The organism is Anaerocolumna sp. MB42-C2 (genome assembly GCF_030913705.1).
In the GTDB taxonomy this organism is placed as follows: Bacteria; Bacillota; Clostridia; order Lachnospirales; family Lachnospiraceae; genus Anaerocolumna.
In genome coordinates, this window is record NZ_CP133190.1 from 6,231,136 (window position 1) to 6,247,661 (window position 16,526).

General features: G+C 39.8%; 18 protein-coding genes and 1 pseudogene. 12 read left to right on the forward strand and 7 right to left on the reverse strand.

Annotated elements, in window-relative coordinates:
* Positions 1–6 precede the first annotated feature (6 nt).
* From RBU59_RS27630 to RBU59_RS27645, 4 genes are all read left to right on the forward strand, one after another.
* Positions 7–1,488: a 5-methylcytosine restriction system specificity protein McrC gene (locus RBU59_RS27630; protein ID WP_308145680.1), complete on the forward strand. Its 1,482-nt coding sequence runs from the start codon at positions 7–9 to the stop codon at positions 1,486–1,488.
* A 299-nt stretch (positions 1,489–1,787) separates the two neighbouring features.
* Positions 1,788–2,198: a helix-turn-helix domain-containing protein gene (locus RBU59_RS27635; protein WP_308145681.1), complete on the forward strand. Its 411-nt coding sequence runs from the start codon at positions 1,788–1,790 to the stop codon at positions 2,196–2,198.
* A gap of 277 nt (positions 2,199–2,475) precedes the next feature.
* Complete coding sequence (locus tag RBU59_RS27640; RefSeq protein ID WP_308145682.1) at positions 2,476–2,877, forward strand: helix-turn-helix domain-containing protein; 402 nt, start codon at positions 2,476–2,478, stop codon at positions 2,875–2,877.
* Between the two features lie 397 nt (positions 2,878–3,274).
* On the forward strand, positions 3,275–3,913 hold the full coding sequence (locus RBU59_RS27645; RefSeq protein WP_308145683.1) for a hypothetical protein: 639 nt from the start codon (positions 3,275–3,277) through the stop codon (positions 3,911–3,913).
* A 53-nt stretch (positions 3,914–3,966) separates the two neighbouring features.
* On the opposite strand, the gene RBU59_RS27650 is transcribed toward RBU59_RS27645, so the two are convergent.
* The 5 genes from RBU59_RS27650 to RBU59_RS27670 form a co-directional block, all read right to left on the reverse strand.
* Positions 3,967–5,958, reverse strand: a complete 1,992-nt coding sequence (locus RBU59_RS27650; RefSeq protein WP_308145684.1) for a DNA polymerase — start codon at positions 5,956–5,958, stop codon at positions 3,967–3,969.
* 66 nt (positions 5,959–6,024) lie between these two features.
* A complete protein-coding gene (locus RBU59_RS27655; protein WP_308145685.1) occupies positions 6,025–6,588 on the reverse strand; it encodes a DUF2815 family protein in 564 nt (187 codons plus the stop codon).
* 13 nt (positions 6,589–6,601) lie between these two features.
* A complete protein-coding gene (locus RBU59_RS27660) occupies positions 6,602–7,723 on the reverse strand; it encodes a DUF2800 domain-containing protein (RefSeq protein ID WP_308145686.1) in 1,122 nt (373 codons plus the stop codon).
* Complete coding sequence (locus tag RBU59_RS27665) at positions 7,716–8,042, reverse strand: DNA ligase (protein WP_308145687.1); 327 nt, start codon at positions 8,040–8,042, stop codon at positions 7,716–7,718. The genes RBU59_RS27660 and RBU59_RS27665 overlap by 8 nt, the downstream gene beginning before the upstream one ends.
* A complete protein-coding gene (locus RBU59_RS27670; protein WP_308145688.1) occupies positions 8,035–8,187 on the reverse strand; it encodes a hypothetical protein in 153 nt (50 codons plus the stop codon). The genes RBU59_RS27665 and RBU59_RS27670 overlap by 8 nt, the downstream gene beginning before the upstream one ends.
* Before the next feature lie 170 nt (positions 8,188–8,357).
* Here RBU59_RS27670 and RBU59_RS27675 point away from each other — a divergent pair, with 170 nt between their 5' ends.
* The 3 genes from RBU59_RS27675 to RBU59_RS27685 are packed head-to-tail and all read left to right on the forward strand — an operon-like array spanning position 8,358 to position 11,720.
* On the forward strand, positions 8,358–8,753 hold the full coding sequence (locus tag RBU59_RS27675; protein ID WP_308145689.1) for a DUF7768 domain-containing protein: 396 nt from the start codon (positions 8,358–8,360) through the stop codon (positions 8,751–8,753).
* A gap of 14 nt (positions 8,754–8,767) precedes the next feature.
* Positions 8,768–9,361, forward strand: coding sequence for a hypothetical protein (locus RBU59_RS27680; RefSeq protein ID WP_308145690.1), 594 nt, complete (start codon positions 8,768–8,770; stop codon positions 9,359–9,361).
* A gap of 13 nt (positions 9,362–9,374) precedes the next feature.
* On the forward strand, positions 9,375–11,720 hold the full coding sequence (locus RBU59_RS27685; RefSeq protein ID WP_308145691.1) for a virulence-associated E family protein: 2,346 nt from the start codon (positions 9,375–9,377) through the stop codon (positions 11,718–11,720).
* 58 nt (positions 11,721–11,778) lie between these two features.
* On the opposite strand, the gene RBU59_RS27690 is transcribed toward RBU59_RS27685, so the two are convergent.
* Both RBU59_RS27690 and RBU59_RS27695 read right to left on the reverse strand, forming a co-directional pair.
* A complete protein-coding gene (locus RBU59_RS27690; protein WP_308145343.1) occupies positions 11,779–12,684 on the reverse strand; it encodes an IS3 family transposase in 906 nt (301 codons plus the stop codon).
* A complete protein-coding gene (locus RBU59_RS27695) occupies positions 12,684–13,031 on the reverse strand; it encodes a transposase (protein ID WP_308145342.1) in 348 nt (115 codons plus the stop codon). The genes RBU59_RS27690 and RBU59_RS27695 overlap by 1 nt, the downstream gene beginning before the upstream one ends.
* Before the next feature lie 230 nt (positions 13,032–13,261).
* On the opposite strand from RBU59_RS27695, the gene RBU59_RS27700 reads away from it, so the two are divergent.
* The 5 genes and pseudogenes from RBU59_RS27700 to RBU59_RS27720 all read left to right on the forward strand — a co-directional run bounded on the left by RBU59_RS27700 (position 13,262) and on the right by RBU59_RS27720 (position 16,525).
* Positions 13,262–13,549, forward strand: coding sequence for a VRR-NUC domain-containing protein (locus RBU59_RS27700; RefSeq protein ID WP_308145692.1), 288 nt, complete (start codon positions 13,262–13,264; stop codon positions 13,547–13,549).
* Positions 13,546–14,923: pseudogene (locus RBU59_RS27705) on the forward strand (SNF2-related protein). The gene RBU59_RS27700 and the pseudogene RBU59_RS27705 overlap by 4 nt, the downstream one beginning before the upstream one ends.
* 36 nt (positions 14,924–14,959) lie before the next feature.
* Positions 14,960–15,391, forward strand: a complete 432-nt coding sequence (locus RBU59_RS27710) for a hypothetical protein (RefSeq protein WP_308145693.1) — start codon at positions 14,960–14,962, stop codon at positions 15,389–15,391.
* A complete protein-coding gene (locus RBU59_RS27715; RefSeq protein ID WP_308145694.1) occupies positions 15,388–16,035 on the forward strand; it encodes an endonuclease domain-containing protein in 648 nt (215 codons plus the stop codon). Before RBU59_RS27710 ends, RBU59_RS27715 begins: the two co-directional genes overlap by 4 nt.
* Before the next feature lie 211 nt (positions 16,036–16,246).
* A complete protein-coding gene (locus RBU59_RS27720; RefSeq protein WP_330698561.1) occupies positions 16,247–16,525 on the forward strand; it encodes an HNH endonuclease signature motif containing protein in 279 nt (92 codons plus the stop codon).
* Position 16,526: the final 1 nt, after the last annotated feature.

Consider the following 16,526-nt stretch of genomic DNA (forward strand, 5'->3'; position numbering starts at 1 on the left):
AAAATTATGGAACGAAAAAACCGCTGGATTAAAGGAACAAATGAACAGTGGATTTTCTACACCTATGACAACAGTCCAATGGAGCAATTAGAAGAAAAAGTAGATACAGATATGATTTACTTTTCTGTTAATGAAGAACCTGTTAATTTAGGAATCAGAAAGTATAATAATCAAATCTATTCTTCAAATTACGTTGGAGTTTGTCGATTAAAGGGAGTCAATGGTAAGAACTTATTATCTAAAGATGGGAAAGATGTAGTTTTAAAGATAGAGCCTCGATTTCCTATTTCCGTTGTTGAAATGTTGAACACAATTAAAGATGATGATGAGTTTGAACGATACCTTGCTCCACAGACTGTAAGAATATCCGCAATTGAAAAAGATGTTGAGAATCTTGAAAAGAATGAAGTATTTCATTTCTTTGATAAAGAAGCTCCTATTTACATTACTGATAATATAGCTAGAGAAAGCAGTATTTTAACATCAACTGTTTTTATATCATTGCTAAAGGATTTATGCAGACGTCCATTAATGGGAAAAATGATCAGCACAGAAGAAAACCTTGTTGGTAAAGTAAAAGGAAAAGTTTTATATAATAAGAATATAAGAAATAATAGTATTAGAGGCAGAGATGATCGTTTGTATTGTAAGTATCTTAGGTATTCTGAAGACATAACAGAGAATCAGATACTTCGTGCTGCGTTACAAAAATCATTTCAGTTTCTGAATAAATACTTCGGTTCGACAAGTAGTCGAGAGAATTCCTATAAAGAAATGATTGCGTACTGCCATAATGCGCTAGACCATGTTTCGTTAAGGAGAATTACTCAACGTGATACAAATGGCATAAAAACAACGGGATGCTATGCATATTATAAACCCGTTATAAGTGTTGCTAAGATGGTATTAAATGAGATTACATTAGAATCGAATGGTGCTTCAAAGGTAACAAGTTATGTCGTACCTTATGCCGTATCAATGAGTAAATTATTCGAAATGTATGTACGAGCATATTTAAAAAAAGCAGGAATTTATTCTTATTTATCTGAAGCTTCAGGAATCCATATTTTAAAATATGATTATAAATCTAAGGTTTTTGAAAAATCAGGCAAAGATGTAGCTAACTATATAGGTGGCATAGTTAAACCTGATATTATATTGGTGAATACAGAAAACGGAAAGTCAGTAGTGTTTGATGTTAAGTATAAGAACATTAATAATGCCAGAAATTCAAGAAATGATCGCCTACAGCTTTTGGCATACAGTCTAATGTATAATTGTGAAGATGTTGGCATTGTATTTCCAAGTTTAGACGGCGATAAATCTGCGTTTTATGATAAAAACAAGATTGCAAGTGCTGATCCGCGAGAAAGATTTTATCATCAATTGGAACTCAGTATATCTCGAGACTGGGAATTTGAACTTGTAAGCAAAAGTGCAAATACAACTGTTCATACATATCAGTATTTTGAAAAGTTGCTATCATAGGATGCGGAAAGATTTGAATAAAAGTGTGGAATTAATTAATGATGAAACTAGAGAAGAATATGATAAAAAGAGGTACTTGGCACCGCTATCACATTAGCGGAAATGAGGTGAGCGAGTGATTGAAGTGCAATCAAGTAGCTTCATAGATTATTGGAATTCAGGTATAAAGCAGTTAACTTCCGACGTATAATAAATGTAATTTAGGAATGACCAGCATGTAAAATATTGACAATATGTACATGCTGTGATAAAATGTACGCATGATAGCTTACATTTTATATAAAAGGCGGATTAAATACATGAAGAATATATTATTGCCAGATGAATGTTATAATTCGTTTGGGGAATATGTAAAAGCACGCAGAGAGGCGCTTGGCAAGTCGATACGTGGACTTGCTTCGGAATTGGACATGACTCCGGCGTATCTAAGCGATATAGAAAAGGGAAACCGTAATGCTCCGGAGAGATATCTCGAAAAAATGACAGAGGTACTTTGTATTGAAGGGGATGATGCCTATTACTTTTACGATCTTGCAGGTAAGAGCAGAAACAACATTTACCCAGATCTTGTTGAGTATATAGGAAATACAGAGATTGCTCGTGTGGCTTTACGAAAAGCCCGTGATCTCAATATCTCCAATTCTCAATGGCAGGATTTTATTGATCAGATTTGTGGTAAGAAGAAAATGAAGGAAGAGGGATGCCACTAATTTTTCAACCGATTATATAATTAAATACCATATCGAGATAGAAAAGGGTTTAAACCCAAATTAAAGAGTAACTATAAATCATCCTAAGTACATACCTGGGGGTGAAAACGGTGATGCAACCTTAACAGACTATGCACGCTTACATAAGGATGAATATTGTTTATCACGGAACAAATATAGAAAACAGTTCATTAGAGACTGCGCTCTTTACAAATCAAATATCGTTTTTGAAGCTCTTTATTTGTCTAACAATAGGAATAACATAAATCAAGCAAACATGATAAAACAGTACAATAATGATTTGCTTACTGTGATTAAGAAACTCCCCATGAATTTTTCAGGTGTATTGAATACCTTAATCGAATGGTCTGATATGACGGAAGAGGAACTGGCTGAGAAAGCTGATATAAGTGAAAAAACCATTCAGCGTCTGCGAAATACAGAGCCGGATAATGTTACAATGGAGACTGTAGTTCAGTTATGTATCGGTATGAAGTTACCGCCTGTATTAAGTAGTTATTTAGTTAAGTCCTCTGGAAAATCTTATATGATGACGGAACAGCACATCATGTATCAGTTTTTACTAACTTCGTGTTACACAAAATCGATTCATGAGTGCAATGACATGCTGGCAGCACAGAATTTAAAGCTACTTGGACGTCAGAATAGAATAACATAATAGTTATATCATTTATAGCCAGACAACCCATGTCTGGCTATATTTTAAGGGTATTACATAGAGTCATGAAAACAAGTAACAATGCTTGTTTTTATGGCTCTTTTTTTTTGTTCTCAAATCAAAAATAGGACATGCGGTGTCCGAGCATTTTTAGCCGTAACAATTTAGAATCAAAGCATAAATAAAAATTCATATAGACCTGACAGAGCGCTGGGAAGGTGGATATGACCATATTGCTTTTGAAGTAGCTGTCATTATGACAGTTATGGAAAGCAGATGGAAGTACCCTTAATTTCCTGTGCTCTTTTTCTAATGCCTGGTCTTGGGATGCTTCTATCCAGAATCAGGCGTTATCTGCTTTACCACAGTCTCTCTCGGTCGGAAAGAGAGACAATCTATGAAAAAAGATATACGGGTAAATGGAGCAGAAGAGGAACCGGTATTAATACCAATGATTATCGATAGGGATTCTATCGAAGAACACGGTATGATTGTAGGTGTTAGGAAATCACAGATTAGGAAATGGAGAGTTGGAAACAGATTAGTAGATGTGGTGTTGGTTCCAGGAACGAAAGCGCAATACGATGCCGTAATGAGCTCCTATTCAGTGGAGTTTAAAGCAGAGGATCGTGACAAACGCTGCGAGGTAAGTAATGGAAAAGGAAAATTGATTCGTTGTCCGGAAAGTAATAAATGTAGTCAGTGTCCATATTCTAATTCTTTGGACAAGAAGAATTTCGGAACATTAACCTTCAGTTGCCTGGCAGCAGAAAATGAAGATGAGGAAGAAACGGATTTCGAAGCGGTAGCAGCAACTACCTATGGTTCAGCAGATATCTATTTGGCTATGCTGAATGAACTAATCAATCGTGTACAAGAAATTGATCCGTATTATGGTCGAATTCTTCAATTGTTATCGGATGGATTCAGCCATAGAGAAATCGCAGTTGATATGGATATGGGAAAGAGTACAGTCACGGATAAAGTGGCAAAGATGAAAGCAATTGTATTGGATTTATTGGATAACATGATTTAATAGAGAAATGGTAGCAGCACTTGAACATAAAATTGGTGTTGCTACCATTTTTCTTAATCTTTTCGATAAAACATTGTCTCATAACCATCGGCTCTTAACAGCAGACCTTTCATCCACGGAGGTGTTCTTCCCATCTTAGCACAGATATTATCCAAGGATTCGTTCATGGGACATTCAATGATTAATTCGTCATGGACATGACCGCAAATGAGTCGGTCACTAAGTGTTTGCATGGCATAGCTTAGTATATCTCTTGAGATGGCTTGCACGATATTTTCTACAAACTTGGATCCATATGATTCAATCCGTTCCCACTTTTTTGTTGTCCCGATGCCTTCGTAGGTTACGGATTCTCCACAAAACCGATTGGTTCCAATCTTAGGCTTGACATAAGTCAGCTTTCTGCCAGATGGAAGATTGATGAAGAGCATACCACTTTGATAGATAAAGTGGATACCATGAGTTTCAGTGGTGGTTCTCTGCTTGATTGCAGTTTTGACTGCATTATCGACATCCCACCAAAACTGTACGATATTAGGATTCGAGGTTCTCCACGCATTCACTAAGGGTTTTAATTCTTCTTCGGCAAGCCCCATATCTAATGCCCCCATTGCTATTAATGCACCAACTGATCCGCCATAGCCTAAACCAAGTTCGGCTATTTTACCTTTCTGGCGAAGATGACTGTTCTGACCATGCTTTTCAACGGGAACACCAAACATCGCAGAAGCACTTGCACAATAGATATCCCCATTGTTGGAAAAAACATCGATACGCCACTGTTCACCAGTAAGAAAAGAAAGTACCCTTGCCTCGATGGCACTAAAGTCTACGACAATAAACTTATAGCCTGGCTTAGGTACAAAGGCGGTGCGTATAAGTTCTGACAAGACTTCTGGGATAGAATCATAAAGCATTTCTAACGCATCGTAGTTATCACTTTTTATAAGGTTACGGGCTTCCTTCAAATCAGGCATATGGTTTTGAGGTAGATTCTGTAATTGAATGATACGCCCTGCCCATCGTCCTGTTCTATTTCCACCATAGAAAAAGAACATGCCTCGTGCTCGACTATCAGAACATACGGCATTTTGCATCGCTTGATATTTCTTTATACTTGTTTTGGCAAGCAGCTGACGGAGAGTAAGGACATCAGCTAAATCTTCTGGTGCGTCCTTTAACATTTCTGCCACAGCTTTTTTGCCAAGCGTATCAGTTTCTAGTCCGTTGTCAGTTAACCATTGTTTCATCTGAAATATAGAATTTGGATTATCTAGATTTGTAAGTTTCTTCATTTCTTTCGAGAGTTGATTTTTGGAGCGTTCATGCATGCTGATTGCGTGTTCAACAACATTCATATCAATGGCAATACCACGGTCATTAATTCTTTGGTCAAGATGATACTCATCCCAAATGAAGTCAGGTACCGGGTACTTTGCTAACTTATTCTGTACCGACATTTCGACTTCAACATCTCTTTTATTATAAGAGCGGAAGGTGTTCCATTTGGTCATATCGTGTTTTGGAAGGTTTCGAGTACGGCCGCCATTGGTCTTTGTTGGCTTACAGGGAACACAGAAGTAGCGGATAAGGTCGTTGCCTTCTTTCATTTTCTGTTCTTGTAAACCAAGCACGAACCCCACTCCTTCAAGTGATAATGGTAGTCCAAGGTAAGCAGACCATATCATGGAGCATCTCCACGAGTATGAATCTAAGTAGTTACCGACCGTGTCATTATTACTGCTATAGCTACTGAAATGTTCGGGATAATTTCTTCTAAGCCATGCCGACAGACAGATACGCTCAAACGTAGCATTAAATGCCCACTTAGTGACTGTTTTGTCGGAAAGAGCAGAGATTACTTCTAGTGGAATTTTCTCACCGTTCACTAAGTCGATCACAATAACCTCGCCACCGTTGATGGAGTAGGAAAAGAGGAGAATTTCAAAGTTGCGGGATTCTGTGTATTTGTAAACACCACATTTCTTTAAAGTGACATCGGAATACGTTTCAATATCGCAACTCATATAGTTTATTTCAGCCATTCAAAGTCCTCCCTATTTATTTAGTAAGAGAGCGATAGCATAGCCACCGCCCTCTTGGGTTATATATTATGCTAGAAAATCATCATCGGAATCTGTCGTGAAATCATCCTCTGCACGAGACCTGCCACCTAAAGGCTCACCATCGGAAATCTTCTGAAGATTATTTAAGCCACAGGCAATACCCTTGTTGCCATTAGAATTAAATGCATAGAGATTGATGGAGGCTCTGCCATACACACCCGAGTATACTTCAGAGCGGTCAATAATAGGCTGACAGTCTGCATCCACAATACCTGGAGAAGTAGCACTGTTTGCATTAATGAAGTATGCGTTTGTGTAAGTAGGGTCATCTGGTCTTTCTACATCACCATCACGAAGAGGAGTTTTTAGAATTGATAGAGCAGGGACTGTTTTACCGTTACCCTTTAACTTTGACTCGCCCTCCTTATACGCTGCTTCGATGGCTGCCTTTATCTTAGCAACCGTCTTGATGTCAGACTTAGGGATGATAAGGCTGACACTATACTTTGGAGTGCCTCCATCAATTGACTTTGGATCCCACACATTAGCATAAGACCATCTTGTCTGTGAACCTGTAATTACTTTTGTTGGATTTTCTGTTTTTGACATAGTATTGTCCTCCCTATTCTTTCTTGAAATCAATTTGTGCGGTGTTAAATTCCGGGCGTTTATCGTTCTCCGGAACGAGAGTTGGTTTACCTGGAGCCTTAATAACAAGGCTTCCTAGAATTTCTTCAAATTTCTTTTTGCCAAGAGCCGAAGTCATGGTTGTAATTCCTAAGAGCTTGCTTTCGTATGGATTATAGCCTGCTGAAGTGACTGCATCTGCAACCGCCTGTTCATCGGTGTATTTTCTTGTTGAGCGACCTTCTACAATTTTAAATCCATCGTATTTTGTACCACTAAGTGCCTGCTGTAACGCATATTCCTTTATGTCATTCACCCAGGCTACAAGGTTATCAACCTTTGTGAGAATAAGAGCAATTTCTGTGTCATCGAGGTTAACTGGCATCTCAAAATCATACCTTGCAAGTTCAAGGTTGTATTCGGCACGTTTACGGCAGGTAGCTTTTACCTTGCAAAACTGGCAGTGGTCACCAGCTTGGAATTCTCCTTCGCCTATATAAGCAAGTTTAGCAATAGGGGAGAGAACCTCGTTTCCCCATGTTAGGAGTTCTTCTTTTGATAGGGTGTAGGTGCTGACATTATCCCTGCGTGGCTGGAAAATTGTCATCTTAACGGTATCGATATCGTAGATACCATCGAAGAGTTCTAAGGCACCGAGTGCGTAACACATCATCTGTGGATTTTCCTCTGCGGATATCAAGATACCAAGTCCATGCTTATAATCGATAATTTGCAAAACGCTATCTGCTACAATCACACAGTCACCAGTACCGAATCCGCTTTCTACATATTTGGAGAAGTCAAGATGTTGTTCGATGAAGACCACAGGATCAGCGCAATAGTGCTTTGCTTCTTCCAATTGTTCCATAACGAAAGAAGCATATTCTGTAGCACAGTTTTCCATCTCTCCATCGTAGTACTCCAAATTCTCTGTAGGGTCTTTTGTATTCATGCCAAGAGCCAGTTCTAATTTGTACTGACAGAGGCTATGTGCATCCGTTCCTTCTTGTGCATAAGGACTTGGTTTGTTATCCTCTTCGGCACATAACTTCGCCGAAGGTGGACAGTGTAACCATCTGTGACTGGAGGAAGCGGAGAGTAATGCGTGTTTAGGCATTTCCAAGCACCTCCGCCTCTGCGAGTAAAGCTTCGTACTCAGTTGGGTTGATGTCTGACAGTTTGTCAGCTCCGTACTTTAAAAGAAGTGCTTTGACATCAGCTGTGTATCCGTTACGGGATTTCTCGGCCAGGACAGCTCGGACATCGGTAAGTGTGAGTGCTTTCTTTGTTTCTCCTTTTTTCTTAGGCTCTTTGGCAGGCTTTTCTTCCGTTGGTGTAGAAAGTAATTCGCTTAACGTATCTGAGACTTTAATCAAGATTTCTCCACATTTCTTTAGTTCATCCAGCTCAGCGGACAATTGGTTCATTTTACTCATGCGTTTGATCTCCTTCCTTGTTTTCGGTTAAATTCCTTGCAAGTCGTTTGGCTATGACACTGATTGCGATTAGGACATCCGCCAATTCTTCATCTAAGCCGATGTCTGGTCTGCTTTCTGTGTCTGCAGTTGGTTCTTTCTGCATCAGTAGCACCGCCTTTCCGAGGGGCTATTACCTCTCTACCTTCCTAAGGACAGAAGTCTAAGTTTTGGACGGAGATTTTTATAAAAAATATTCCGTCCAAAAGGGAACGTTCTGTCCTTAGGGGGGTAGAGGGAGATATGCCCTCAGGTTGATTGGAGGAGGTGAAACGATTGGGAACTAAGTGCAACGCTGAAGGTTACAGTGACCCCGTACCATATGAAGCAATTCGTGCGATAGAGCGCGAAGAGAGAAAGCGTCATTACAGACCGCTGGTTTATATCTGCTCTCCATATGCAGGAGAGGTAGAACGTAACACCATGAAAGCGAAGGAGTACTGTAGATTTGCAGTAGACAATGGAGTGATACCAATTGCGCCACATCTGTTGTTTCCTCAATTCATGGAGGAAGCCACGGAGCGAGAGTTGGCGATGCTGATGAACATGGTATTACTAGGAAGATGCAGAGAACTTTGGGTGTTCGGAAGTCATATTTCAGAAGGCATGGCGGCAGAGATTCGAAGAGCAAAACAGAAACACATGAGTATTCGTTATTTCAAGGAAGAATAGGAGGAGGCTACAAGATGAACAGTATAAAAGTAATACAGACATATTATAACGGTTATTTATTTCGTTCGAGATTAGAAGCTCGCTGGGCAGTGTTCTTTGATGCCTGTGGAGTGGAATATGAATATGAGCCAGAAGGATATGACCTTGGAAATGGGATGATGTATCTTCCTGACTTTTTACTACATGGGGTTGATGGCAGAGATGGAGGCGATCTTTATGTTGAAGTCAAAGGGCAGATGAACGATAACGATGCAATAAAGATAAAACGCTTTTATAATATGGGAAAAGATCCGAAAGGTTACGACAAATCAAGGACGGCTATTCTTGTGGTAGGTAAACTTCCAGAGGGAGACTGCATTGATGATATCATAAGTTATATTGGAGATAAGGCATACAGTGGCCATAAACATTGGCCGAATGAATTTAATTTTGAGACAATTGACGGGGATTATTTTGCTGCACATCCAGGGGTTAACCATGATGGAAAGTTTGAACTTTTCGGTGATGATTGCAATTACCTTGCAGCTATGGATCGTGCTAGAACAGAAAAAGCTTATCGTGTTGCTCGTTGTGCAAGATTTGAACATGGTGAAACACCACAATTTTAAGGAGGGGGAGGCAATGCGTAATTTATCAATTGCTTATGGAGGTAATCGCCATGCTAAAATGTGGACGAATAAGTTCATATCCTACAATGCTCTCAAGGAACGTTTGAAAGTTACGATCAGAACCCCTGAGTCAGCAGAAGAATATGCTCGTTTACCAAAAGCACAGAGAGATATGGCAAAAGACCATGGCGGTTTTGTGGCTGGGGTGCTAAAGGGTGGCAGAAGAAAAATTGACACAGTGGAGTCACGTTCCATGATAGCTCTTGACGGAGATCGAATTGAGATGGGATTTTTGGAGCATTATGAAACCATTGCACCTTATGCCTCTGTCCTTTATACCACACATAGCCACACAGCGGATAAGCCAAGAGTACGTGTTATTTATCCGCTTACAAGGGATGTGACCCCAGAAGAATTTGTGGCGGTATCGAGATATCTTGCGCAAATGCTTGACATTGATTATTTTGATGAATGTTCCTATCAGCCCAATCAACTGATGTACTGGCCGAGTACGCCATCGAATGGTGTGTTTGTTTATAAAGAAGCAAATAGGAATTGGCTTAACCCCGATGATATTCTAGATGCACATCCGGAATGGACAGATCCCACAAGACTTCCGACATCATCAAGGGAGAGCAAGGCAAACGCAACGAATGTTCAAAAAGTGCAGGACCCGCTTGAAAAAGAGGGGATTGTGGGAATTTTCAACCGCGTGTACTTTCCTATCGATTTAGCCATTGACGAATTTTTATCAGATGTATATGAGCCTACGGATAGTGAAGACAGATACCATCTAATTGAGTCAAGTAGTATGGCGGGGGTTGAAATTAAGGACGATGGCAAGTTTGTATACAGCCATCATGCCAAAGACCCAGCATATCTGAAGCTTTGTAATGCGTTTGATATAGTTCGAATTCACAAATTTGGCGATGATGATGAGAAAAAATCCTATCAAAAGATGTGTGAATTTGTCCTAACGCTAGAGAAGATAAAGGTGTTCGATCTTGAGGAAAAAAGAAAACTGGCTAGTGAGGAGTTTGCCAAAGATTCAGACTGGCGGACGCTGCTTCGATATCAGCCAAGGAGTAAGGTATTAGAAAACAGTGTATGGAATGAAATGCTGATACTCAACAATGATGCTGACTTTGCTAATTTTGCATATAACGAATTGGCAAACCGTATTCAGATTACTGGTAATGTACCGTGGGAGCGTCCAAGTGGCAATAAATTCTGGAGAGATGCGGATACGGCTCAGTTGAAAGCTTTGATTGATGTGCGATATGTTCCTTTCTCAAGTAGAAATCATGATGTTGCGTTTACAAAAATTGCAGATGATAGGCACTTTCATCCAGTAAGGGATTATCTCGATGGAATCCCGAAGTGGGACGGCATCAAGCGTGTGGAGGAGGTATTTATCAAATATTTGAAAGCGGATGATACGGAGTATATTCGCTCAGTCACCAAAAAGACATTTGCTGCAGCTGTTGCCCGCATCTATGTTCCAGGCATCAAGTTTGACTGCGTTCCCGTGCTTGATGGTGACCAAGGCATAGGCAAAAGCACAATCATCAAAGACCTTATAACTGCAGATTACTATTCTGAGACGCTTTCCCTTACGGATATGGACGATAAGGCGGGCGCTGAAAAGTTGCAGGGATTTTGGGCAGTTGAAATCGAAGAGCTTGCTGGTATGAAGAAAGCGGATATCGAGAAGGTAAAAGCCTTCCTATCAACGTCGGATGATAAGTATCGCCCTTCTTATGGTAAAGTTGTGGAAAGTCATCCAAGACAGTGCATCATCGTTGCAACGGTTAACGGTGAGCGTGGATATCTGCGTGATATTACAGGCAATCGCCGATTTTGGATTATTAAGGTGCATCAGAAGGAACAAAAAAAGACATGGAATTTTAGTGAAGAATATAGACAGCAATTCTGGGCAGAGGCGAAAGAAATATGGAATTCTGGCGAAAAGCTGTATCTCGAGGGTGATATTTTAGTAGAAGCGAAAAAAGCACAAATGGGAGCAATGGAGACGGACGAACGTGTCGGTATGGTAGAGGAGTATCTTAATACACTTTTACCTACAGATTGGGATGAAATGGATTTATTTGCCCGTCGTAATTATTTAAGTGATAGTGATTTTGGTAGTGTTAAACATAGCGGAAGTGTTGCACGATTATCCGTAAGCAATGCGGAGATTTGGTGTGAATGTTTGAATCGTAATCTCGCTGACTTAAAGAGCACCGATAGCTATCAGATTGCTGCACTAATGGCTCAAATTCCTGGTTGGGACCGAAACACTTGTATCAAGCGTTTGCCGATTTACGGTAGGCAACGGTTATACCAGAAAATTGTTTAAGAATCACAGACTGATATTGTCAATATTACTTTACACTTTTTTCTCAAGGATGTTCGACCTATGCTGCCTCATGTAACGAAGCATAGTACTGCTGTCGTTTCACCAATGGAGGTAAACCACCATTAGCGGAACAGATTCTTCTGTTATTCCAATAGCTGATGAAATACCTCCAGATGAGAGTTTTTAACTGTTCCACAGTCATTGTGGTAGTGTCGTAACGTCCATAAAGTAATTCTTCTTTGAATCTTGCCCACATGCTTTCGCATCTGGCATTGTCATGGCATCTGCCACCAGCACTATTCATACTCTGGAGAATGCCATATTTATTGATTGCTTTACGATATAATTCGCTTGTGTATTGTGTACCTCTATCACTATGAAGGATAGCACCAGAAAGCATCGGATATGCCTTATAAGCATTCTCTAAAGTTTGTTCACATAGGGTTGCTTTCATATTTGTATCCATAGCAAGACCTAACACTGCTAAATCGTAGCAATCAAAGATAGCTGAAACATAAAGTTTTCCATCATATGCTTTTATTTCAGTCATATCTGTAACACATTTTTCGAGCGGGTTTTCTGCTGTGAAGTCACGCTTAATTAAATCATCTGATTTTCGGGCTTCTTTATTAGCTTTTGTAATACCGTTAGGCTTGCGTTTGGATTTATGATTAAGACCTATTTCTTCCATCAAACGATAAACCGTTCTCTCGCTGGGAATAGGAACACCGTCTGGCTGTTTAAGCTGTAATGCCTGATACATGCGGATTCTTCCATAAGTGTCATTACATTCATCTTCCTTGCAGATATCCAGCATAGCATCTGCCAAAGGTTGATATTTCCAAGGAGAATCTTTTGTTTTCAGGTAATTGTTGAATGCCTGTCTGGAAACTCTAAGCATTCTGCAATAAAAAGAAATTTTGCCCTTAACCACGCCGTCTTCGGTTTTGATTGCAATAAACATTAATCTCTGTTTTTTGCTGACTTCCGACGGCTGGCTGCGAAAAAAGCGCTTGCTTCTTCAAGAAATTCGTTTTCTTCCTTTAAACGGCGAATTTCTTTATCCTGCTCTTTAACGTGTTTTCTGAGTTCAATGAGTTCTTCGTTAAGGGTCAGTGCATTATTCGGTGTATGAACTGCTTGGTTTGCACTGAGGCGCCCTTCTTTGTAGGCTTTTATCCAAGTGTACATAGTACCCTTTGGAATTCCTAATTCGTTAGCCGCTTTATGCCCACCGATTTCCTGGGCAAGTTTTACAGCCTGAGCTTTATACTCGTTGTCATAAGATTTTTGATCACGATTTGTTGCCATAATATTTTCACTCCTATTCTCTTTTAATTATATATCAAAATTCTTGAGAATAGGGTGTCAACTTTATTTATACAACATCAGACACAACACAACACAACACAAGTTTTTCCCTTATATTCAAAATACTTTTTTAATAACCAGTAAGTAAAAGCTTGTGAGCGCACACGCGCGTAGGAAATATAGGGAATAGGTTGTGAACTTGTGTTTCTTGTGTCAGCTAGGAGGTAGAAATGAGAGAGAAATTAATTGAACAAAAACTAGTGAAAACAGTAAAACGTATGGGAGGTATCGCACCTAAATTCATTAGTCCTGGTTTCGATGGTATGCCAGACCGCATCGTACTTCTGCCAAATGAGAAGATTGGATTCGTAGAGATAAAAGCATTGGGAGGTAAACCAAGACCACTGCAGCTTGCAAGGCACAGAATGTTACGCGAGTTAGGGTTTCAGGTGTATGTGCTTGATGAGGAAACGCAAATAGATGCTATTTTAAGAAAGATCGGAGGTGATGCCCAATGAAGTTCATACCACACAATTATCAGAAATATTCCATTGGTTATGTAAAAGAGCATGATATTACCGCATTGCTTTTGAGTATGGGCCTCGGTTGACAAAACAGTGATAACATTAACCGCCGTCAATGATTTATTATTTGATAGCTTCGAAATCCATAAGGTATTGGTGATTTGTCCGATTCGAGTTGGTTTGTATTCATGGCCAATGGAACTTGCGAAGTGGGAACACTTGCAGGATTTAAAATACAGTGTTGCCATTGGGACAGAATCGGAACGCTTGGCAGCATTGAAATCCAAAGCAGATATTTACATCATCAACCGTGAAAATCTACCATGGCTGATTGAGTCAAGCGGTGTACCTTTTGATTTTGATATGGTTGTCATTGATGAGTTGTCATCTTTTAAGAATCACCAAGCAAAACGCTTCCGAGCCTTAATGAAAGTAAGACCAAAGGTTAGAAGAATTGTAGGACTTACCGGTACTCCATCCAGTAACGGTTTGATGGATTTATTTGCAGAATTCAAACTGTTGGATAGGGGAGAGCGCCTGGGAAGATTTATTGGTCAGTACCGAAGTGCATACTTCAAGCCAGATAAAATGAATGGCCAGATTATTTTTTCCTATAAGCCATTGCCTGGAGCAGAACAACAGATTTATAACAAGATATCGGATATCACGATTTCCATGAAATCCACAGATCACATAAAGATGCCGGAACTAGTGACTAGCAATTATGAAGTGTATTTGGAACCAGAAGAACAGGATTTATATGATGAAATGAAGCGGGAGTTAATGATCCCTTTTCATAATCAAGATGATATTACAGCAGCAAATGCAGCAGCACTTTCAGGAAAACTGTGTCAGATGGCCAATGGTGCAGTGTATTCTGATAAAGGTGAAATCATATTAATTCATAGCAAGAAACTGGATGCCTTGGAGGATATGATTGAAGCAGCGAATGGTAAACCAATTTTAGTAGCGTACTGGTTTCGACATGATTTAGAGCGAATTACGGAGAGACTGAACAAAGTAAAAGTAAAGTTTACTAAGCTAGACACAGATGCCAGTATACGAAAGTGGAATGCAGGAGAACTTCCTGTGGCACTAATTCACCCTGCGAGTGCTGGTCATGGTCTTAACCTTCAAAGTGGTGGTTCGTCCCTTGTTTGGTTTGGTATGACCTGGTCCTTGGAATTATATCAGCAGACCATCGCAAGATTGTGGAGACAAGGCCAGAAGGCAAATACCGTTGTGGTGCAACACATTGTTGCCAAAGGAACCATTGATGAAAACATTTTGAGAGCACTGTCAAAAAAGGATCATACACAATCCGCATTAATTGATGCAGTAAAGGCCAATCTGAGACAATCTGAGTAAATCCGAGGGAAAAAAATTCTTATTCGGAGGTAATCTATGAACGCAAAAGAGTATTTTAGGCAGATTTCACGAATGGAGTCATTGATTAGTACAAAAAAGCAACATGTGGATGCCCTGAAAACATTGGCATACAGTATTGGAGCACCAAATTTGAGTGGGATGCCAAAGAATCCGAGTGGATCGATTTCGCCTATGGCAGATGCTGTGTGTAAGGCATTGGATTTGGAAGCCGAAATACGTAAGGATGAGTATCTATTGCAGGAAAAGAAAGTATTCATTTTGGAACTAATTAGGAGTATTGAGAACTGTGATTGCCAGGCTGTTCTTATTAAGCGATATTTTGATCACCGCTCTTGGGATGACATTGCAGTGAGTATGTTCTACTCTACTCGGTGGATATATAAACTTCACGGTCGTGCTCTTGAGGAAATTGATAGAAAGCTGAAAGAAGGAGGTGTCCGCACGTGAGCTATAAAGATGCGCTAAAAGATGATATTCCTATAGAAAAAGATAAAAGCGGATTTAATTGGTATTACCCTCCTTGCCGAATCTGCAATGCTCCTGTTCCTAGTTGGAATTATATTCACGGTACAGAATATACCTGCGATGAATGTCGTGAAGTGTTGGTAAAATTGAATTATCAAAAAAAGTGTACTTCATCAATTGATACAAAAGAAGAAAAGCTGAAGAAAGCAATAAAACGTATATCTAAAGTCACAGATATTAGACATTATGAAAATGCAATTATAAAAGTTCAGTATAGTTTTGATAAGCCGATGTATTACCAAAGTACCGAAGAAATTATGGTTGCGCTTGAGTTGTTAAGGAGAGGTCTTGTGGCTTATCATCAAGTACAGGTTTTTGATTTTCGTGTGGACTTTGTAATTCCGCAGTTGAAAGTGGCATTAGAGATTGACGGCGCACCTTTCCACCGCAAGGACAGACTATCTAGTCAAATGCTGCGTGATGAGATAATAGCTAATAAACTTGGGAATGGCTATGAAGTCATTCACATACCCACTGACAATGTTAATCTCAACATTACGAAATTAATACCTGCTATTAAAGCAGTACTTTCTAGAAGAAAAAGAGTTCAGTCGAGTTCATGTTAGTTCACTTGAGGAGACATAGCACTAATGATATAATGTCATTAGTGAAAGTATAATCAAATTAAGCCTTTGTGGGGGAACAGCCTACAAGGGCTTTTGTTATACCTAAAAGCGAGGTGAACCAATGCCCTATAAACCAAAACATCCCTGTGCTTACCCAGGTTGCGGTCGGCTTGCTGTACGCGAGCAATACTGTGACGAGCATCAAAAAGTAATGAACAAACAATACAACCAGTACGAACGTGACCCTGCATCCAACAAACGATATGGTCGTGCTTGGAAGCGTATCCGTGACCGCTACATCAAGTTGCATCCTCTCTGTGAGGAGTGTGAGAAGCAAGGTAAGATCACTCCTGCCGAAGAGGTACACCACATACGTCCTCTCTCAAAAGGAGGAGGAAACGAGAAGAGCAATCTTATGGCTCTTTGTAAATCTTGCCACTCTCGAATCACTGCCGAGAGTGGTGACCGATGGGGGAGGTCAAATCCCTAGA